The sequence below is a fragment of the Sphingomonas sp. 37zxx genome, assembly GCF_000786205.1.
Taxonomy (GTDB): domain Bacteria; phylum Pseudomonadota; class Alphaproteobacteria; order Sphingomonadales; family Sphingomonadaceae; genus Sphingomonas.
The window spans coordinates 24,066-42,823 of the sequence record NZ_JROH01000016.1 but is presented as its reverse complement, the minus strand read 5'-3'; the positions used below and the strand labels follow the sequence as shown (position 1 = coordinate 42,823).

At 64.2% G+C, this 18,758-nt stretch carries 16 protein-coding genes and 2 tRNA genes; 3 read left to right on the top strand and 15 right to left on the bottom strand.

Annotation, left to right across the window (positions count from 1 at the left end):
• Position 1 precedes the first annotated feature (1 nt).
• The 4 genes from QU44_RS08970 to QU44_RS08950 all read right to left on the bottom strand — a co-directional run bounded on the left by QU44_RS08970 (position 2) and on the right by QU44_RS08950 (position 7,042).
• On the bottom strand, positions 2 to 2,296 hold the full coding sequence (locus QU44_RS08970; RefSeq protein WP_052134519.1) for a TonB-dependent receptor: 2,295 nt from the start codon (positions 2,294 to 2,296) through the stop codon (positions 2 to 4).
• Positions 2,297 to 2,416: 120 nt separating this feature from the next.
• Positions 2,417 to 5,080, bottom strand: coding sequence for a glycoside hydrolase family 2 (locus QU44_RS08965; RefSeq protein WP_033921674.1), 2,664 nt, complete (start codon positions 5,078 to 5,080; stop codon positions 2,417 to 2,419).
• 116 nt (positions 5,081 to 5,196) lie between these two features.
• Positions 5,197 to 6,204 carry a class 1 fructose-bisphosphatase gene (locus tag QU44_RS08960; protein ID WP_033921673.1) on the bottom strand — a complete coding sequence of 336 codons (1,008 nt, stop codon included), beginning with the start codon at positions 6,202 to 6,204 and terminating at the stop codon, positions 5,197 to 5,199.
• 184 nt (positions 6,205 to 6,388) lie between these two features.
• On the bottom strand, positions 6,389 to 7,042 hold the full coding sequence (locus tag QU44_RS08950) for an NADPH-dependent FMN reductase (RefSeq protein WP_033921671.1): 654 nt from the start codon (positions 7,040 to 7,042) through the stop codon (positions 6,389 to 6,391).
• A gap of 181 nt (positions 7,043 to 7,223) precedes the next feature.
• Between QU44_RS08950 and QU44_RS08945 the strand changes: the two genes are divergently transcribed.
• Positions 7,224 to 8,489 carry a serine hydrolase domain-containing protein gene (locus QU44_RS08945; RefSeq protein WP_033921702.1) on the top strand — a complete coding sequence of 422 codons (1,266 nt, stop codon included), beginning with the start codon at positions 7,224 to 7,226 and terminating at the stop codon, positions 8,487 to 8,489.
• Between the two features lie 16 nt (positions 8,490 to 8,505).
• Here the strand turns inward: QU44_RS08945 and QU44_RS08940 are convergent, their stop codons facing one another.
• The 5 genes from QU44_RS08940 to QU44_RS08920 are packed head-to-tail and all read right to left on the bottom strand — an operon-like array spanning position 8,506 to position 12,618.
• A complete protein-coding gene (locus tag QU44_RS08940; protein ID WP_033921670.1) occupies positions 8,506 to 9,477 on the bottom strand; it encodes a copper resistance protein B in 972 nt (323 codons plus the stop codon).
• On the bottom strand, positions 9,474 to 11,324 hold the full coding sequence (locus QU44_RS08935; RefSeq protein WP_033921669.1) for a copper resistance system multicopper oxidase: 1,851 nt from the start codon (positions 11,322 to 11,324) through the stop codon (positions 9,474 to 9,476). The genes QU44_RS08940 and QU44_RS08935 overlap by 4 nt, the downstream gene beginning before the upstream one ends.
• A 48-nt stretch (positions 11,325 to 11,372) precedes the next feature.
• Positions 11,373 to 11,933, bottom strand: coding sequence for an RNA polymerase sigma factor (locus tag QU44_RS08930; protein ID WP_033921667.1), 561 nt, complete (start codon positions 11,931 to 11,933; stop codon positions 11,373 to 11,375).
• Positions 11,930 to 12,364 (bottom strand): periplasmic heavy metal sensor, encoded by a 435-nt coding sequence (locus tag QU44_RS08925; protein WP_033921665.1) that lies wholly within the window; start codon positions 12,362 to 12,364, stop codon positions 11,930 to 11,932. Before QU44_RS08925 ends, QU44_RS08930 begins: the two co-directional genes overlap by 4 nt.
• Positions 12,361 to 12,618, bottom strand: a complete 258-nt coding sequence (locus QU44_RS08920) for a hypothetical protein (protein ID WP_033921700.1) — start codon at positions 12,616 to 12,618, stop codon at positions 12,361 to 12,363. Before QU44_RS08920 ends, QU44_RS08925 begins: the two co-directional genes overlap by 4 nt.
• Before the next feature lie 119 nt (positions 12,619 to 12,737).
• On the opposite strand from QU44_RS08920, the gene QU44_RS08915 reads away from it, so the two are divergent.
• Positions 12,738 to 13,130: a copper resistance protein CopC gene (locus tag QU44_RS08915; protein WP_033921663.1), complete on the top strand. Its 393-nt coding sequence runs from the start codon at positions 12,738 to 12,740 to the stop codon at positions 13,128 to 13,130.
• A 36-nt stretch (positions 13,131 to 13,166) separates the two neighbouring features.
• Here the strand turns inward: QU44_RS08915 and QU44_RS08910 are convergent, their stop codons facing one another.
• The 6 genes from QU44_RS08910 to QU44_RS08890 form a co-directional block, all read right to left on the bottom strand.
• Positions 13,167 to 14,378, bottom strand: coding sequence for a Gfo/Idh/MocA family protein (locus QU44_RS08910; RefSeq protein WP_033921662.1), 1,212 nt, complete (start codon positions 14,376 to 14,378; stop codon positions 13,167 to 13,169).
• Positions 14,379 to 14,466: 88 nt separating this feature from the next.
• Entirely contained in the window at positions 14,467 to 14,661 is a 195-nt protein-coding gene (locus QU44_RS18210) for a hypothetical protein (protein WP_131602037.1), read from the bottom strand.
• 293 nt (positions 14,662 to 14,954) lie between these two features.
• Positions 14,955 to 15,031, bottom strand: a tRNA-Pro gene (locus tag QU44_RS08905).
• Positions 15,032 to 15,144: 113 nt separating this feature from the next.
• Positions 15,145 to 15,221, bottom strand: a tRNA-Ile gene (locus QU44_RS08900).
• A gap of 34 nt (positions 15,222 to 15,255) precedes the next feature.
• A complete protein-coding gene (locus QU44_RS08895) occupies positions 15,256 to 16,269 on the bottom strand; it encodes a polysaccharide deacetylase family protein (RefSeq protein WP_033921660.1) in 1,014 nt (337 codons plus the stop codon).
• A 16-nt stretch (positions 16,270 to 16,285) separates the two neighbouring features.
• Positions 16,286 to 18,034, bottom strand: a complete 1,749-nt coding sequence (locus tag QU44_RS08890; RefSeq protein WP_081987942.1) for a sensor histidine kinase — start codon at positions 18,032 to 18,034, stop codon at positions 16,286 to 16,288.
• 208 nt (positions 18,035 to 18,242) lie between these two features.
• Between QU44_RS08890 and QU44_RS08885 the strand changes: the two genes are divergently transcribed.
• Positions 18,243 to 18,710: an Lrp/AsnC family transcriptional regulator gene (locus tag QU44_RS08885; protein WP_033921658.1), complete on the top strand. Its 468-nt coding sequence runs from the start codon at positions 18,243 to 18,245 to the stop codon at positions 18,708 to 18,710.
• Positions 18,711 to 18,758: the final 48 nt, after the last annotated feature.

The window sequence follows — 18,758 nt, the reverse complement described above, 5'->3', positions numbered from 1 at the left end:
GTCAGTACCGGAACGCCAACCGCACCCCCAAATAGCGCGCCGAATCGCGGGCACGCAGGCCGATGATGTTCGTGACCGGCGATGCATTGGGATAGGGATTGTCGGCAAAGCTGCTCGCATCATTTCGGATCGTCCCGAAATAATTCACGTCGAACAGGTTTCGGGCGAGCAAGGTGATGCTGTAGCGCTGGCTCTTCTTTTCCTCGAAACCGATGCTCAAATTGGTGATGCCATACGCATCCTGCCGCGTCGCCGGATCATTGGTGAGCGCGAAAAACGCCTCGCTTTGCCACGTATAATTGCTGTTGAAGGTCAGATCGACTGGCAGGTTGCCCAGCGGCACGTTCATGTCGGCACCGACATTGAACTTCCATTCGGGCGAATTGGGTAGCGCCGCGCCGACTAGATCCTGTGATCGCCCACCCGTCGCATTGGGAAGACACCCTTGCGCGGCGGTTTGTCCGAAATAGCATTCGCCATTCGGATAGGATCGCACCTTCGCGTCGATATAAGCGGCGCTGCCGTTGAACCGAAGCCAGTCGGTCGCGCGAACGAACAGCTCGGATTCGACACCGCGGGTACGAACCGATCCGACATTGGCCAGGATGAATGCGCCGCCCAGTTCGGGTTCGAGCGCTTGCGACTGGAAATTGTCATAGTCGGTCCAGAACGCCGTCAGGTTCACCGTCACCCGCCGATCGAACATGCTGCTGCGCAGGCCCAGTTCATAGCTGTCGGCGGTTTCGGGTTCGATCGGCCGGCTGGCAGGATGGGTTGGGCGAACGAACGACGATGTCAGGTCGAACCCTTGCCCCTTATACCCGCGCGAATAGGTCGCAAATGCCATCACGTCGTTGGAAAAGTCCTGCTGGACGCCAAATTTGCCGGTCAGTGCGGTATCGGCGGCATCACCGGTGGTGAAAAAGGGCGGGTTGCCGCCATTGCTGTTGAAGCGTTGATATTGGAACGAGACATCCTCGTGGTTCACACGCAGGCCAGCGATGATCCGGCTGCCGGTTACGACTTCCCAATCGGCCTGGCCGAATACCGCGATGGTTTCCGACGTCGAGCGCCCGACCCAATTGGCGTTGGCGATCGGGCCGACGCGGCGGAAGGTGCGTTCATTGGCGTTACGCGCATAAAAGCTGCCGATCACATATTGCAGCGCGTTGCCGCCGGGCGATGTCAGCCGCAGCTCGTGGCTCAACGTGTTCCCGTCGAAGTTGCCCCCCTGCACCAGCCCATTAGGTTGGCCAAAGCCAGGACCGAAAGAACCGTCGAAATCGGACAAATCCTGCGAATTATAGTGCGCCATCGCGAAGATTTGGGTCAGCGTATGGCTGCCCACCTCCAGGTTCATCGCCAGCGACCCGCCATAGCTTTCTGAATCGGCGGTGGGGATCGGATCGACGCGAACGTCGAAATTATCCTTGCCCGGGGTGATGCCGGCCAGGCTGACCGATGACGGCAGGCCGAAGGAGGATACCGCGCCCGGCGTCCGCTCGATGGTGACGAAAGCGCAGCAATCGGTCCGCGTTTTGTTGTAAAAGCCGATCAGCGTTGCGTCGAAAATCGATGACGGCTCGAAACGCAGCTTGGCGCGTACATTCTCGCTGTCGCGGCCGTTGATCGTGGTGCCGGTCTGCAACTCGTTGATATTGCCCTCGAACCGGCCGACCGATCCGTTGATGCGAAACCCCAGCGTGCTGGTGATCGGCCCAGACAGGCCCAGCGAATAGCGCTGCTCATTGTCATCGGTGACCAGGATCTGCGCCTCGCCGGTAAAATTGTCGCTGGGTGCCCGGGTGGTCACGCTGATGACACCCGCTGACGCTGCCTTGCCGAACAACGTGCTTTGTGGCCCGCGCAACACCTCGATCCGCTCGATATCGTCGAGGTCGTTGAACCCCTGCCCGGGCAGGCCGTTCGCCACGCCATCGACGATCACCAGGACACTCTGCTCGACCCCGACCGAAAACGCCGAAGTACCCACCCCTCGAAGGCTGATGACATTGTTGTTAAGGTCGCCGCCTTGGGTGATGGTTAGGCTGGGTGCCAATTTGGTGAGGTCTTCCAGCTGGCTGCCGCCGACGCTGGCGAGGGCGTCGGCGCTGACCACGGTGATGGCGACCGGCACATCCTGGATATTCTGTTCGCGCTTTTGCGCGGTGACGATGATGTCGGCGATCGCAGCGCTGTCCTGCGCCGCGCTGGATTCGGCTGCGATCTCCTGCGCCATCGCCGGCATGCCTGCCATCAACGCGGTCGTCGCCATCAACACGGACATGATGTTCATGATACCCTCCCCTTCAGCCTGGCCATCTAAAGTGACCGATTCTGCTTAATGTGGTAAGGCCAATCTGCGGAGCTTACAATCCTGTCACGAAGTATTTTTCACATCCCCGAATGTTTCGGATTATTGCGGTAGGACGGTGATCGCCGAAACGACCGCAGGGCCGCCGCCGGCGGTGAAGCTCAGCGACATCGATCCGTTCTTCACCTCGACCGGAAACGCCCGCACAATCGCGGTGCGCGCCGCGCCCGCAGCCTTGCCGGGACTAAACTTGGAAAGCACGCGCCGACCATCGACGTCGATATTGAAGCTGCGTGTCGCCAATTGTGCGCTATCCGGTTCGAACATATGCAATTTCACGATCCAGCGGCCATCGGGCAGCGGCAGGTCATACCGGAAACTGCCTTCGCGATACGAAGCATAGAGTTCGGGGTCATCGGTGCCGGTGACATCGCTCGGCGCCAGCTTGCCCCGTGCCCCCATGCGAAGCTCGGGCACCTTGCCGCCGACGAAAAAATCGTCCGACCCAAATCGTTCCCCTGCTACGGTGCTCAGGCCGGTCAGGCTACCGACCCGGATCCGCATGCCCGCGTCCGCTGCCGGCGCAGTCCACGCGATCGAATCGGTGAGCGCCACGCCCCCAATCGACGCCGTCGCCACGACATCATTGCGTCCAGGCTGCAACGCCACCTTTGGCCAGATGCAAATCCTGTCGGCGCACGCCACCGTCCCGATCTGACGACCGTTCACCGACAGGCTGGCGCGATCGGCGTTGCTATAAGCCTGGACATCGGTGACCGCATAAGCGCGATCGGTATAGCGGCGTCCGGTCAGGTGCAGCACCGGCTCGGCCGACCAGTTCGCCTTGTAGAAATAGAACGCATCCTTGCGCGTCTTGCGGTCATAGCTGACCAGCCCCTTGTCGTTGAGGTCGAATGCCTCGCCTTCTTCGCGGCTGTTCGACGCGAAATCGAACATGTTCCATATCCAGGTCGCCGCCAGATAATCTTGCGTCTTCAGCGCCTTCCACGTCTCTTCATGCACCAGCGCCTGAAACGCTTCGGGATGCGGGCGACCATTGGCATTGACCGGCCCGCCGCGGGGATTGTCGGTATGCTGGGTGAAGGCACCGCCGGCACCATATTCGGTCAGCGTGATCGCACGGTCGGGATATTTCGCGTGAAGCGCCGCCAATGCCGGCGCGACATCACCGGGCTTGCCATAATACCAGCCGAAATAGCGGTTCAGCCCGATGACATCGGTGACATCATTCAGTATCTGCGCCCCCGGCAACGCCAGCGGCGAAGGCACGCTCTCGCAGCAATCGGCATAGGCAGTCGGCCGGCTCGGATCCTCCTGCTTGGCGAGGCCATTCAGCGCCACCAGCATGTCGCGCGATTGTGCAGGCGGCCCCTTCCCGCCCCTTTGCAGCGCGCCGATCGCCGCGCCGATGTCGATTTCATTGCCCACCGACCAAAGCATGATCGAAGGGTGATTGTAGTTTTGCCGGATCAGCTCGATCAGTTGCTGCCGAGCATTGGCCAGCAATTCGGGCGTCGGCGCATCGCTGCCAAGCGCGGATTGATGGACGAACGGCAGTTCGGCTTTCACCACCATGCCGGCCTTGTCGGCTTCCGCCGCCCATTGCTGGGCATGCTGATAATGCGCGTGGCGGACGCTATTCACGCCCATCTCGGCCATGATTTCCATGTCGAGCGCATGATCCGCCGGCGTCATCGCCCAGCCCTTTCCTTGCTTATCCTGGTGCCGCGATGCGCCGTATAATTTCATCGGCTCGCCATTCAGGATGAAGCCGCGATCGGCATCGAAGGCGAAGCTCCTGACGCCCAAGGGCTGCTCGACCCGATCGATCGCCCGCCCCTTATCGAACAATTCGGCGACGACCCGGTACAGATAAGGGTCTTTCCGGCCATGCCAGCGGCGCGGCTTGGCGATGGCGAGCATTTGCCCGGCGTCAAACGTCGCGCCCGCCGCCAGCGTCACCGGACGTTCACCGCTTGCGACCACGGCCCCGTCGGCGTCGATGATGCGGGTTTTCAGCCGCAACATCCGCGCCGACCCGCCAAGATTGCGGAGCCGCGACAGCACCGAAACTTGCGCCGCTGCATCGGTGACATTGGGGGTGCTGATATAGACGCCCGGCCCACCATGATCGAGCGTATCGAATTGCGCTTCACCCACCGTGATGAGCGAAACACCGCGATACATGCCGCCGTGGACAAAGAAATCCCCGCCCAGCGGGATGACGTTGGCGGTGGCGCTGCCCGGAGCGGGCTTGCTGTTGTCGGCCTTCACGACGATCGTGTTGAGCGCGCCGCTGCGAAGCTGATCGGTGATGTCGAAGCGGAAGGTCGAAAACGCCCCTGCATGACCGCCGACCCGGACGCCGTTGACCCATAGTTCAGCCACCGCGCCGACGCCGTCGAACTGGATGACCTGCCGCTGCCGTCCGCTGCGTGGCGGCGGAGTGAAGTTCAGCCGATACCAGCCAATGCCCTGTTCGACATTGGTATCGGGCGAGCGGGTGGACTGATAGCCGCCCAGCCGGTTCCAGCTATGCGGCAGCGCCACGGTTTCCCACGCAGTATCGTCATAAGCGGGATCGGTCACGCCCTTCGCGTCCCCGCCGAAGCGGAAGCGCCAGTCATCGTGCAGCAGCACCACTTGCCGGGGACTTTCCGCAACCGATCGCTGCTCGGCGATGGCATCGGATGGCGTCGCATGGGCGGGAAGCGCCGCCGGCAGGCAGATCGCGATTGCGGTCATGGCTTGCGAGCAAAGGTTCGGCGACCGCATATCAATCTCTCCCATTATTGGTCTTACCAATAAATCGCGAGAAATTGATGTCAACCGATCAGCGGCGCCCCCCCGGCGGGCGGCGGCTAGCCTTCGCTGGTCGCGAGGCCCCTGATCCGCTCAATTTCGGCCTTGTCGCCCAGAACGACGCCGATGCGCTGGTGCAATTTGCTGGGTGCGACGTCCATCAGCGGGGTGACGCCATCGGTTGCCGCGCCGCCCGCCTGCTCGATCAGGAAGGCCATCGGATTGGCCTCGTACATCAGCCGAAGCTTGCCCTGCCCGGTGCGGCTGTCCGCCGGATACAGAAACACGCCGCCACGCTTGAGGATGCGATGGACGTCGGCCACCATCGATCCGGTCCAGCGCATATTGTAATCATGGCCGATCGGCCCGGTCGATCCGGCAAGGCACTGGTCGATATAGCGCGTGGTGCCGGGCGACCAGTGGCGCTGGTTCGACATGTTGATCGCGAACTCGCGGGTGCCCGACGGCATGGTGATGTTCGAATCGCTCAGCACCCACGAACCCACTTCGCGGTCGAGCGTGAACTCGAACACGCCGGTGCCGACCGTCAGCACCAACAGGCTCTGCGGCCCATAAATGGCATAGCCCGATGCGACCTGGGTTCGCCCCGGCTGCAGGAAATCGGCCTCGACCACTTCGCGCGTCGCCGACGAGGCGGGCGCTTGCAGCACCGAGAAAATGGTGCCCACCGACAGGCCGACATCGATGTTGCTCGATCCATCGATCGGATCGAACAGCAACAGATATTCGCCCTTGGGAAAACGGTTGGGGATAAGATGGATGGTCTCCATCTCCTCCGACGCCATCGCCGCCAGATGGCCGCCCCATTCATTGGCCTCGAGCAACTTTTCATTGGCGATCACGTCGAGGCGCTTTTGCACCTCACCCTGCACATTTTCGCTCTCGAGGCTGCCCAGAACGCCGCCCAAAACACCGCGATTCACCGAATGGCTGATCGCCTTGCAGGCACGCGCGACGATCTCGACCAGCAGCCGAAGTTCGGCTGGCAGCACCCCCGCCGTGCGTTGCTGTTCGATCAGAAAACGGCTTAGCGTGGTGTGTTTCATGGGCTTCCCTCTGTCCGGCGGCGGCCGAGTAACGGTCCGGTCAACGGGCTATAGCCACGCCGCGACGATCACGTAAGGGCCATGGTGGGGCCATGGCGGGGCCATGGCGGGGCCATGGCGGGGCCATGGCGGGGCCATGGCGGGGCCATGGCGGGGCCACCAGAGCCGGGCGGTGTTCGTCTCGTCAAGGTGCGTTTCGCTGGCTTGGGTTGGAAACAAACGCGGCGGGGCGTTTGCTGCCGTCCATCCGCTTCCGCGCTGCTGCGTTGGCCCACCAGCATAGTTGATCGAGCGTGCGATCGAGATAGCCATCCCACCGCGCAGCATCGACGCCTGCGGCATATTGGCCGCTTTCGTCGAACACATCCTGGGCATGCGGCACATGCACCATCGCCGAAACCGGCAGGCACCCGAGTTCGGACAAAAAGGTCCGCATGCTCACGGCAGCGCGCGTGCCGCCCCATTGCCCGGCGGAATAGGTCACGATCGCGCTTGGTTTGTAGGAGAAAAGCGAACTGCCGAAATGGTTCAGCAAATCGCTCAACGCCGGGCTCATCAGGTGATTATATTCCGGGCTGACCATGACATAGCCGTCGGCCTGCGCGATTTGCTGCGCCAGGCGATCGAGCTGCTCGGGCACCTGACCGCGCGCATAGGCGAAGTGCGGCTTGAACCGACCGGGCAGATCCAGCTCGATCGGGTCGATCAGTTCGGCAGCGATGCCTTTGTCTTCGAGCCGGCCAAGGCAGGCGGCAGCGACGCGCGCGCCCAGGCGCGCCGGCGTCGGCGGCCCGGACACCCGCTCCGATCCCAGAAACACCAACAGCTTTTCGGTCATACAGCCTCCGATGGCGAAACCCGGCGTCGCTTGCCGGGGGGCGTCCGCTGTCCCATCAATGCGATTGCGGTGTCAAAGCATCCGCGCGGCACCTTGCGATTCAGCCGTGCAGCCGCCACCGCAACGGTCTGTATCGCAGCGGTAACCATGCGCTATGCACGCGATCGACGATGGCATCAAAATGGACGATGGGTTGGCGAAGCGATTGACAAAACTACCCTGGGCGTTGGCGGCTGCGCTCATCGTCGCGCTGATCGCCGTCGTGACGTTCGGTATCCTGCGGATGCAGGCCCCAAGCGAACCGCGCACTACCCGTGTGATCGATGCGATCGGCGACCCATCGGCGACGCGACAGCCGTCGATCGTCGACTATGACCTGCTCGATTCCCGTATCGAGGCGCTGATGCTTCAGCCCGATATGGTCGGCCTCGCGATCGGCACGGTCGAGCGCGGGCAGGTGCGGTTTATCAAGGGCTATGGCGAAACGCTGGCGGGGTCGGGACAGTCCGTGACGCCCGACACCGTCTTTCGCTGGGCTTCGGTGTCGAAGGGGGTGGCATCGGCGCTGGTGGTCGGCCTGGCCGAAGAGGGCAAGCTGTCGCTCGATGCGCCGCTGGCGGGCATGGGCACCACGCTGACCCTGCCGGGCGATGCCGGTGCCGTTACCGTCGCCCACCTGCTGGCGCATCGAGTCGGCCTGGTTCGCAACGCCTGGGACGATCGCCTGGAGGCGGGCGAAGATCCGCGGACGTTACGCGCGGCGCTCGGCACTCTCCCGCAATTCTGTCCGCCGGCGACGTGTTACGGCTATCAGAACATCGCCTTCGATGCTGCCAGCGAACTGGTCGAGCAGGCGACCGGCCAAAGCTATGCCAGCGCGGCGCAGGAACGGCTGTTCGCACCGCTCGGCATGACCAGCGCGAGTGTCGGGCGGGCGGGATTGCAGAGCGCCAAAAGCTGGGCGCAACCGCATCGCGGCAGCCGCCGGCCGACTACGGTGAATGACAGCTATTATCGCGTGCCGGCTGCGGGCGGGGTCAATTCATCGATCCTCGACCTCACCCGATGGATGCAGGCGCAGATGGGCGACGCACCCGACATTCTGTCGCCGACCGCCCTCGAAGCAATGCACCGCCCCCGCGTGGCCACCCCGCCGCGCGGCGCGCGATCGGCGATGGACCGGGCGCTGGGCGATGCAGCCTATGGCCTTGGCTGGCGCAGCTTCACCTATGCTGGCCGCGCGCTGGTCGGGCATCGCGGATCGGTCGATGGCTATGGCTCGCTGATCCTGTTCGATCCCGCCGACAAAAGCGGCATCGTGATGCTGTGGAACAGCAATCATGGCCGCGCGGCGAGGCTGCAGCTCGAATTTTTCGACATGCTCTATGGCTTGCCGCCAACCGACTGGCTCGAATTGCCGGCATCGAACGAGGAACCCACCGGCTAACGCATTCGCTGCGGCATCAGAACCAGCTTCGGATGCCGAGCACGACCACCGTCGACGCGCGATCCTCGCCCATCGATCGCGCCATATCGGCGCTGCGCCCCACGAACCGTGCATGCGACACGCCGATATAAGGCCCAAATTCCCGCCGGATTTCATAGCGCAGCCGCAAATCAAGCTCGACGTCGGACAGCCCCGCACCGATCCGGCTCCGCACCACGTCCTGCGCCGCAAGGTTGAGTTCGAAGCGCGGTTGCAGGATCAGCCGCTGGGTGATGCGCTGATCATAGCTCGCAGCGACGCGGCCCAGCACGTCGCCATCGGTCGAGACAAAGCCATGCGCTTCCAGCTCGAACCAATAGGGGGCCAGCCCCTCGACCCCGATCGCGGCATAGCTTTTGCCCGCCGGTGCGAAATCCTGACGAACCCCCGCCTGCAGGTTAAAGTATGGGCCGATCGCGCGGCTGTAGAGCGCCTGCGCCTCGGCATCCTCGGCACTGTCGCCAAAGCCGCCCTCACCCTCGGTCTTTACGACCAGCCGGTGGATGTCGCCGCCGAACCAGCCTTCGCCCTCCCAGCGATAGCCCTCGCGGCCCTCGCGGATCTGCACCTCGGCGATGTCGACCATGATCTGGCTGAATCTTGCCCCGCCATGTTCGCGTCGGATCGCCGCGCGCGACGCCGCCATCGCGTCGCGACCCCAGATGCGATCGGCATAGCTCGCCTCGGAGATACGGGGCGCAGGGGCGTCTCCTGCGGGCAGCGAAGTGCCGCTGGCGGCGGGATCAGCGGGAAGCGCCGGTTTGGGAACACAATGGCCCATCGCGGCATGTTCCGGCGGACAATCGGGATCGCCCGCCGGTGCTGCCGGAACGGCTGCGGGCGGCATTTCGCAATGCCCCATCGCCGCATGTTCGGGCGTACAGCCGCTCGGCTGGTCCTGCGCTATCGTCAGCGCCAGCGACGCTGCGCCCAATGCAAACACGATCATGCCGCCTGCTCACGCGGCCGAACCGAAACGACCTGCATCATGCCTGCATGCATATGATACAGCATGTGGCAGTGAAACGCCCAGTCACCCACTGCATCGGCAGTGAAATCGAACGTCACCACCCCGCCCGGCTGGACGTTCACCGTGTGCTTGCGCGGCGAATGATCGCCGTGCCCGGTCACCAGTTCAAAGAAATGACCATGAAGATGGATGGGGTGGCCCATCATCGTGTCGTTGACCAGCTTCACCCGCACCCGCTCCCCCTCAATGAACGGGATCGGCTCGGTGATCTCGGAAAATTTTCGCCCGTCGAACGCCCACATATAGCGTTCCATATTGCCGGTGAGGTGGATTTCCAGCGTCCGGTCGGGCGCGCGCACATCGGGATTGCGCGCCACCGCGATCAGGTCGCGATAGACCAGCACGCGATGCCCGACATCGGCAAGCCCCTGGCCGGGCTCGCCGGTGCGATCGGTCGGCATCGGCGAAATGGTCTGGACGGTCGGTGTCTTGGCGACACTGTCCGGCACGACCGAAAAGTCGCGCATCGAATGGTCCATGCTGGCGGCACCATGTCCCATCGCGGCATGGTCGACAGCAGCGGCACCGGCAGCGGGAACCACCCCCGCGCCCGCGGGCGTGCAATGTCCCATCTGGGCGTGTTCAGGCGGGCAAGCCGGGTCGATGGCCGATTCCGCCGCCGTTGCCGGCCCGGCATGGTCCATCGCGCCCATATCCATTCCCATGTCCTTCATCGTCGCCAGTGGCCGCTGCCGCAGCGGCGGCACTTGCGCCGCCATCCCCGCCCTGGGGGCCAGTGTCGCGACGGCCATCCCCGACCGATCGACGCTTTCGGCGATCAGCGGATAGGCCCGGTCGTCCGCAGGTTCGACGATCGCGTCATAGGTTTCGGCAACCGCAATCTGGAATTCGTCGACTGTTACCGGGCGCACCGGCAGCCCGTCGGACTGGACGATGGTGATCTTCAACCCCGGCATACGAACGTTGAACGTCGTCATCGCCGAAGCATTGACGAACCGCAGCCGCACGCGCTCGCCCGGACGGAACAGCGCCGTCCAATTGTCCTTCGGGCCATGGCCGTTGACGAGATAGGTGTAGGTCGAGCCGGTGACGTCGGCCACGTCGGTGGGGTCCATCCGCATCGCGCCCCATTCGGCACGCTGCGCCGCCGACTGCCCCCTGCCCTGTAGCTGATCGACCAACGTCTGTTTCTGGAAGTTGAAATAGCCGCCCATCTGCTTGAGCTTCTCGAAGATCATATGCGGATGCATCGGGCTGTGGTCCGACAGGACGATTACATGCTCGCGATCCGATGCGAGGGGGTCGGTGCCTGCGGGATCGATCACGATCGGGCCATAATGTCCCATCTGCTCCTGCAATCCCGAATGGCTGTGATACCAATAGGTGCCCGCCTGGCGGACGGGGAATTCATAGGTGAAGGTCGACCGCGCAGCGATGCCGGGAAAGCTCACGCCGGGAACGCCGTCCATGTGGAACGGCAGGATCAGGCCATGCCAGTGGATCGAGCTGTCTTCGTCGAGCTGGTTGTCGACGTGCAGCCGCACCGTCTGCCCTTCGCGCAACCGGATCAGCGGGCCGGGGACGGTGCCGTTGATGCCGATGCCGTGGCTGGGACGCCCATCGATCGTCCGCATCACATGCCCGATCGTCAGGCGGATGTCCTCCCCCGTCACGGCTGGCAAGGCGCCGACCAGCCCCGAATGATTGGTCTGCGCCCAACCGGGCATCCACGCCGCCAGCGCCATCCCGGCACTCCCGGTGGCGGCACCGCGCAGCCATGTGCGGCGGTCGATCGTCCTGTTCATGCTCGTTCCATCGATGCTGTCATGTCCGGCAATACGCGCGAAGCGGCGCTACCCCTCAATCCATTCGGCCAATTGGCTGCGCGCGCGATACAGCCGCGTCTCGACCGCCTTGATGCTGATCCCCAGCAACTCGGCGGTCTGCGCCTGATCAAACCCTTCGATCGTCCGCAGCACCAGCACCTCGCGCAGCCGTGGCGGCAGCGCGGCGATCGCCCGCTCGAGCTGTGCCACCGCTTGGCGGTCCTCGGCGATGCGATCGGGTCCGGGCTGCTCGGTCGCAACATCGGGCGCATCGGCGAAGGGCAGCATCGCCCCGACAAAGCGCCGTACCGCCTGTCGCCGTTGCCAATCGCGCGCCTTGTTGATCGCGATGCGGCCAAGCCAAGCGCGCATCGGTCGCGCCGGATCATAGCGGCCAAGCGCTCCGAAGGCGGCGACGAAGCTTTCCTGAACGACGTCGACTGCTTGTTCGGGATCGCCGATCACGCGGGCGACCAGCCGGTGCAGCGATGCCTTGTGCCGGCTGACGATCGCGGCGAACGCGCGTTGGTCCCCGGCGCGCGCCGCCGCCGCAAGATCGGCGTCGTCCGGCGCATCGTCAGCACTCACCGGCGATCTTCGGTCAGCGCCCTGGTGACGGCGGCGTCGAAAGTGGCCGCCTGATCGGGCCGCAACAGCGCACGCATCGCGAAAATGTGGCGGATCGTTTCCTTCTGCAGCTGCCCCATGGTCCGATGCGATGAATCGACCGCAGCGGCAACGCGCGGACCATCGCCATCCTCGGCAGCGATCGCAGCCGCCAACGCGCGATTTTCGGCGCGCATCCTGTCCTCCAACGCCCGGCGCCGGACCGCGAATGTCGCCTCGAGCTGTTCGAGCGCGCGTTGCTGGCCGGGGTCGAGGTCGAGCTGGCCGTGCAGCACCGCGTGCAATTCGGTGCCGGGTGCCACCGGCGTCGGCGCAAGCCGCTGGCCCAGCAATACCCCCGCCAACGCCGCGACGAACGCGATCAGCGCAATCGACAGATACCGCCGGATCATTCGAGCAACAACGCCGACGGCGCGAGCGGGCTCAACCCCGAAACCGGATCGATCGGTGCCGCGACGGCTTGGCGCGGCGGCAGCATCGCGCTGGCCACGCCGATCGTGAGCGCACCCGCCGCGACATAGCCCGCCATTCGCGCGGCGAAGCGCCGCTCCGCAATCGCTCCCAGCACGCGCTGCTCCAGCCCGTCGAGGCCGCCGGGCGCTTCCACCATCGCCAGTGCCGATAATTGTTCGTCGAGATCGTTCATCATCGCATCCAGAGCCCGTGTTCGCTGGATACGCGCGGCAATCGCAAAACCCTCAACTTCGCGGTTGAGGGATCAGTGCCGCGCGTGCGTAATGACTAGCACGACCCAAGGAGAACCCAATGCGCATGTTTTCGAAGCTCGCCCTTGCCCTTGCATTGTCCGGTGCCGCCCTTGCCGCGCCGGCATCGGCGCACCTTACGCTGGTCTCGGCCAGCCCCGCCGCCAACGCAAGCGCCAGCGCGGCCACCACCAAGCTGATCGTGCTGAAGTTCAGCGACACGCTGACGCCGCAGCAATCGGGGGCGGCGTTGATCATGACCGGGATGCCCGGCATGGCCAACCACCCCTACATGAAGATACCCGGCGTCACCGCCAGCATCGGTGCCGATGGCAAATCGCTCGAGCTTAGCCTGGCCAAGCCGCTGCCCGTCGGCACCTACCGCATCGACTGGTACGTCGTCGGCAGCGACACACACCGCGTGACCGGCCAGCACAGCTTCAGCATCGGCTAACGGACAATCGGTGACGCCCCCGTCAGCGCCGAGGCGTCACCGCATCCTGCCATCGGGTGTCAGCTTCACCGTGCGGCCGGCAGCCGCTGACGCATAGATCGCCTCGATCAGCCGCACGTCGCGCAGGCCCATTTCGCCCGGCGTGAGGATGGCGGTATTGTCGCGGACAGCGTTGGCGAAGTGATCGAGCTGGCGCGCAAACTGCACGTCGGGGTCGCCGGGCGTGAACGTCCGTACGTCGTGGCCTTCCACCCGCAGCGTCTGCCCGGCATAGCTGGTCGCCGGGTCCATCAGCAGCGAACCCTCCGTGCCGCGAACCTGGGCAAAATTAATGCCCGCCGAATCATACGAAGTCACGAGCTGCGCGACCGCTCCCGATGGAAAGCGCCACTGCGATGACACATGCGCGAATATCTCGGCAAAGCGCGGATCGCCTGCGGGCCGGAACGTGGTGGCGCTGATGCTCTCGGGCATCTCGCCGGTCAGATACAGCGCCGATTGCAGGCCATAAATGCCGTAATCCTCCAACGGGCCGCCGCCCGCCAGCGCCCGGTTCGCCCGCCAATTCTGGCTCGGGCTGGTCGGTCCCATCCGATAGGATTGCTCGGTTCGCATCAAGCGGACCTCGCCGACCGCCTTTTGCCGCATCAGCTTCATGGCTTCGATGTTGTACGGCTCGAAATGCGATCGATAGGCGATCATCAGCTTGCGGTTCGCGCGCCTGCCCGCCGCGATCATCCGCTCGCACTCGGCGCTGGAAAGCGCCATCGGCTTTTCGCACAGCACATGCTTGCCCGCGGCAAAGGCACGCTCGGTCCAGTCGGCATGCAGGCCGGTGGGCAGCACGATATAGACCGCATCGATCCGGTCGTCCGACGCGATCCGCGCGAAGCTTTCATAGGAATAGCGCGCATTCTCGGCCACACCATAGGCATCACCAACACGCCGAAGCTTGTCGGGATTGCCCGATACGATCGCTGCAATATGCGCGCGCTCCGCCTGGACGAAGCGCGGCATCATCTGGTTGAGCGCATAGCCGCCCAGGCCGACAATCGCGAAGCCGATGCTGTCGGCACGCTTGCGTTGCGGCGGGGCAGCGGGAAGTTTCACGCCGCCGGGCATCGGCTGACCGGCCACCCGCGCGCCGTCGCCTACCTGCAACAACGCCCCCGCCGAACTTGCGGACAATGCCAGCGCACCACCGCTGGCTCCGATGAAACCACGCCGCGTCAGCCCGTTGTTGCTCATCGCTTTCCTCCTGATCGACCGCGTTCCTGGCGTCATTTTGCCAAGGATAACCGCTAACCGACGGCCAAGCCACCCGCTCGCGCTGCGATCAGGTCGGTGGCGAGTGATCGGGCGCGCTTCTGCCAGCATCGAGATCGCGACCGACATTACGCTCCTGCTTGCCATCCATCGAATGTGCATTCGAACGTTTCCGCATGAACCAGGCGAGCGCGATAATGGCAGCAAGCAGCACCGCGATCAGCGTCATCAAGTTCAGCGACGAAAGAAAATCAACACGTGACATAGCGGCATCCTTTTACTTACCCGCCATTGCCAACAGCGCCTATCACCGCGGATGGTTCCCAAGGCGTGAAGGCCGTCCCGCTTGTGGTTGCAGCCTACATTTCGTTGTAATCGGGACCAGGCAGACGTCGATGCCAGGAAAGAATCGCCCGATTTTTGCGGGCAGAGCGAACAAGTCGTGAACGCCGGAGCCGAGTGCCAGCCACTTCCCGCTGCGGCGCATATATTTGCGCGGTATAGGAAGCAGGGCCCAAGCGGGCAGCGCTCGGGCGCCAATGCAATGATTTCGATTGATGGTCGGGGAGACAGGATTCGAACCTGCGACCCTCTGGTCCCAAACCAGATGCGCTACCAGGCTGCGCCACTCCCCGACGCGATAGCCCCTAGCCGTATAGCGCGGGCGATGGCAACCCAAATACTGCAACACGCGCAATCGCACGGCAAACGACCTGTGGATATGGCGCGCAGGCGGTGCTGGTTGCGGTGGTGGGCCCGGCAGGACTTGAACCCGCAACCTAGCCGTTATGAGCGGCCAGCTCTAACCAGTTGAGCTACAGGCCCCAACCACGCTTCCGCCTAGCGGAGGGTTGGCGGCCTATGCAAGTGCCGCCAACAGCGCGTGCCCACTGGCGGGCCTAACGCCGCGCGCCGACAGCAAAGCCAGCACCCCTTCCCACCAGGCATAAAAGGCAGCCAGGTCGCGGGCGTTGCGGACATAGGGGGTATGGCCAGGCACGATCGTCGGTGAATGGAAGGAAAAGTTGAGCAACGTCAGGCCCTGATCCAGCGCGGCCCGAATCGCGGTCAGCGCGGCGTCGAGCGGCATTTCCTCGGGCGTCAGCGCGACCCGGTCGAGCAGCCCGAGCCGCGAGGCCAGCCCCCTGCCCTTTGGCACCCGGCCCAGTGCGTCATGCAGCCTGGCACCGCCGCCAGCGAGCATCCCGGTATAGATCGTCGTCAGCGGCAATTGCACCATCGCGCCCTCGGGGCCGCAGCGGAAGGCGTGATTGTCGATCGCGCGAAAATCGGGACCGCCTTGCCCGGTATAGCAATAGCCCGATCGCATCGAGCTATCGATTCGATAGCCGCGTTTAGCCAATAGCCCCAGCGACCTGGGACCGAGCCCATAGCGCCCGGCGCGATAGATTTGCGGCTTCACGCCAAACGCCTGAGTAATCGCCGCGCCGATCACGTCGAGCTTGGCACCCTCCAGCGCCGGATCCAGATTGCCGGCAAAGCTGGTTTCGGGGCTGACGATCTCATCGAACGGCGGCGTCACCCACGGATGCAGGTGAGTGCCGATCGTCGTCACACCATCCGCCATCAACTGCCGCAGCACGGCGATCGAGGATGGTGTGGTGGCGACCGGATGATCGACCAGATAGGTCAGCGGCACGCCGCGCGCTGCGAACCAGCGATGCATGTCCGGCAGCGCATCGATCGCCGAGACCCCGCACGAATCGCGCGACAGCGGCGAATCCCAGTCAAACTCCTCCTCGGTGTCGATGCAGACAGCGAAACGAGTGCCGAAGTCGCTCGGCCAGGCAAACCGATCGGCGGGGTCAGGGGCAGCGTGGCGGTAGGCGGTCTGAACGGCGGTCGCGGACATCGCAACCGCATAACCGCTAAAGGTTTCGAGCGTGTTGCGCCGGCAGCGCCTCGGCCGCCGGAAGTTTCAGGGTCACGCAATCCGAATCGATCACCAGCGATCCGCCAAGCTCGCGCGCCAGATTACCCACCAATCGAATCGCGAAGCCGGTGCCCAGCGGCACCGTGTCGAGCGATGAATCATCATCGGCATCATCGATCGCCATCACCGGATCGATCGCCAACGCCTTGGGCCGCGCGATCGATAGCGCCACTTGACCATCGTCCGCCGGTGCCAATGTCATGGTGACGACCTCACCCACGCGCGTGGCCGACAGCAAGGTCGCCGACAGCCGCCCCAGCAGCCGCTCGATCGCATGACGATCCCCCTGCACCGCTGCATCCTGCGAAGGCACCGCGATGGTCGCCCCGCGCAATTCGGACAAGGGCTGTAAATCGTCGACGACCGAGCCGATCACCGCGCGCAGCGAAACCGCTTCGGGGCGAAGGGTAAGCGCATCGGTCTCGATCCGCGCCGCCAGGTCGAGATCGTCGATCGCGCCCAACAGATCGCGGGCGTACCGGCGAATCGCGTTTGCTTGCTCACGATACGGATCGGCAACCGGCCCCAATATCTGCATCTCGATCATCTCGGAGAAGCCGACGATCGCGTTGGTGGGCGTGCGCAATTCATGCACCAATTGGCGAAACGCATCGGGCCGGGCGTTGCGCTCGGCGCGCGTAGGTTCGGCAAGTTCGCCGGTACGGGGCCGCCGTGCGGTCCCGCGATAGCCGGTGAAACGACCGGTCGCGGGGTCGAACACCGGCACGCCCGAGATCAGCCAGCCGCCCGCCGCCAGCCCTGCCCCGTCGATCGTCAGCCGCGCATCACGAAATCGTGCGCGCTGGCGAAAGGCACCTGCCGCCGCGGCATCGATGCTGGCCGAGCCGACCTGCCCGGCCAGCATCAGCGAACGCCCCAGCAACGGCGCACGCCCGATGCCGTCGGCCCAGCGAATCACCCCTTGCGAATCGGTTTCGAACCGGAAGCGGTCCGCCGCGGCGGTTTCAGGTGCCTTGGTCTGGGTGGTCGGGGCACTGCGTTCGCGTTGCTCGCGAAAGGCGTCGATCCGTGCCACGACATCGGCAATCTCGAACGGTCCTTCCGGAACGCTGGCATCGTCGGATGCATCATCGCGCGCTTCGGCCTCGCGCACCGCATTGGCGACGATCGGGATGTTCAACGCCACCGCGCCGAAGCTGCTGAAGGGACCGCTGGTCAAAGGATCAGGCCGAACCGCCGTCGTGCCCTCTGGTGTCGTGGCTGGGGCAGCACGTGTTTCAGCCGAAATTGCGGGCGGCAGTTCGGCAGGCGAAGCGATTTCGCGGTCATCCCCCAACACGAAATCGGTCGATCCGAAACTGTCGAGCGCGCGAACCACTGCCGAGGGCAGGTCGCGGCGATGGCGCAGAATCGCGCGCCCCGAGGGAGAAAGCGCCGGCAGCAACGCTGTCCACTCCGCATCGTCGAGCATCGCGGTACGCAGCACTGGTGCCGCAACCGCGAGTTCGTCGCGCGACAGCAAATCGACCAGTGCCGCCGGTGGCCGTGCGAATGCCAGCCCGCGCGCGCTTGCCGACCGGACGGGAAGCGGAACCAGCGGTGCCAGTTGGGCCAGTGTCGTCAGCGCCCGATCGTCCGCAGGCACCCGTCCCCTACCGATCAGGTCCACCAGCTGGCGATAGACCGATTGCTGTTCGAAGGGGGATGAAAGGTCCGTCGCCAAAACCGTGTCGAGGGTATCATCGAAGCGCAATGTAATCTGTTCCCCCGACCGCCGAAGGGCGTGCCGTAACCATTTCTTAACGCTTCGAACGTCCGCCCGAAACCAGTCATTTTCGGTCCGTCGCGTTATGGGACAATTGCGCTTTGAAGCAATTATCTTATGCTGCTACTGGCCCGTCCAATCCGAAAATAACCAAGCTGGAGTACCCATGAGTTTCGACCGTATCGACCGCCAAATTCTGTCCTTGCTACAGGAAGATGGCCGGATGACAAACGTCGAACTGGCGGAGCGGGTGGGGCTGACTGCGCCCCCTTGTCTTCGCCGGGTTCGGGCGCTGGAAGAGGCCGGCGCGATCAAGGGCTATCACGCCACGCTCGACCCGGTGACGCTGGGCTATGGCATCACCGTGTTCGCCCTGGTCAGTCTTCGCAGCCAGGCCGAAAGCGATCTGGCCGCGTTCGAAGCGCATGTCGCCGACATCCCCGAGGTGCGCGAATGCCATATGCTGAACGGCGAGATCGATTTCATCCTGAAGATCGTGGCGCCCGACCTGAAGAATTTTCAGGAAATCCTCACGACCCGGCTGACGACGGCATCGAATGTCACAAGTGTGAAAACCTCCCTCACCATCCGCACGACCAAGCTGCTCCCCGGCATCCCGGTGCCCGCCGCCTGAAGTCGCAGGCTCTGCCTGGACGCTGACCAGCGAATCAAAAAGGGCCAG

Coding starts and splice junctions, on each gene's coding strand:
- QU44_RS08970 (WP_052134519.1), bottom strand. CDS start 2,296: ATGAACATCATGTCCGTGTTGATGGCGACGACCGCGTTGATGGCAGGC.
- QU44_RS08965 (WP_033921674.1), bottom strand. CDS start 5,080: ATGACCGCAATCGCGATCTGCCTGCCGGCGGCGCTTCCCGCCCATGCG.
- QU44_RS08960 (WP_033921673.1), bottom strand. CDS start 6,204: ATGAAACACACCACGCTAAGCCGTTTTCTGATCGAACAGCAACGCACG.
- QU44_RS08950 (WP_033921671.1), bottom strand. CDS start 7,042: ATGACCGAAAAGCTGTTGGTGTTTCTGGGATCGGAGCGGGTGTCCGGG.
- QU44_RS08945 (WP_033921702.1), top strand. CDS start 7,224: ATGGACGATGGGTTGGCGAAGCGATTGACAAAACTACCCTGGGCGTTG.
- QU44_RS08940 (WP_033921670.1), bottom strand. CDS start 9,477: ATGATCGTGTTTGCATTGGGCGCAGCGTCGCTGGCGCTGACGATAGCG.
- QU44_RS08935 (WP_033921669.1), bottom strand. CDS start 11,324: ATGAACAGGACGATCGACCGCCGCACATGGCTGCGCGGTGCCGCCACC.
- QU44_RS08925 (WP_033921665.1), bottom strand. CDS start 12,364: ATGATCCGGCGGTATCTGTCGATTGCGCTGATCGCGTTCGTCGCGGCG.
- QU44_RS08920 (WP_033921700.1), bottom strand. CDS start 12,618: ATGAACGATCTCGACGAACAATTATCGGCACTGGCGATGGTGGAAGCG.
- QU44_RS08915 (WP_033921663.1), top strand. CDS start 12,738: ATGCGCATGTTTTCGAAGCTCGCCCTTGCCCTTGCATTGTCCGGTGCC.
- QU44_RS08910 (WP_033921662.1), bottom strand. CDS start 14,378: ATGAGCAACAACGGGCTGACGCGGCGTGGTTTCATCGGAGCCAGCGGT.
- QU44_RS18210 (WP_131602037.1), bottom strand. CDS start 14,661: ATGTCACGTGTTGATTTTCTTTCGTCGCTGAACTTGATGACGCTGATC.
- QU44_RS08895 (WP_033921660.1), bottom strand. CDS start 16,269: ATGTCCGCGACCGCCGTTCAGACCGCCTACCGCCACGCTGCCCCTGAC.
- QU44_RS08885 (WP_033921658.1), top strand. CDS start 18,243: ATGAGTTTCGACCGTATCGACCGCCAAATTCTGTCCTTGCTACAGGAA.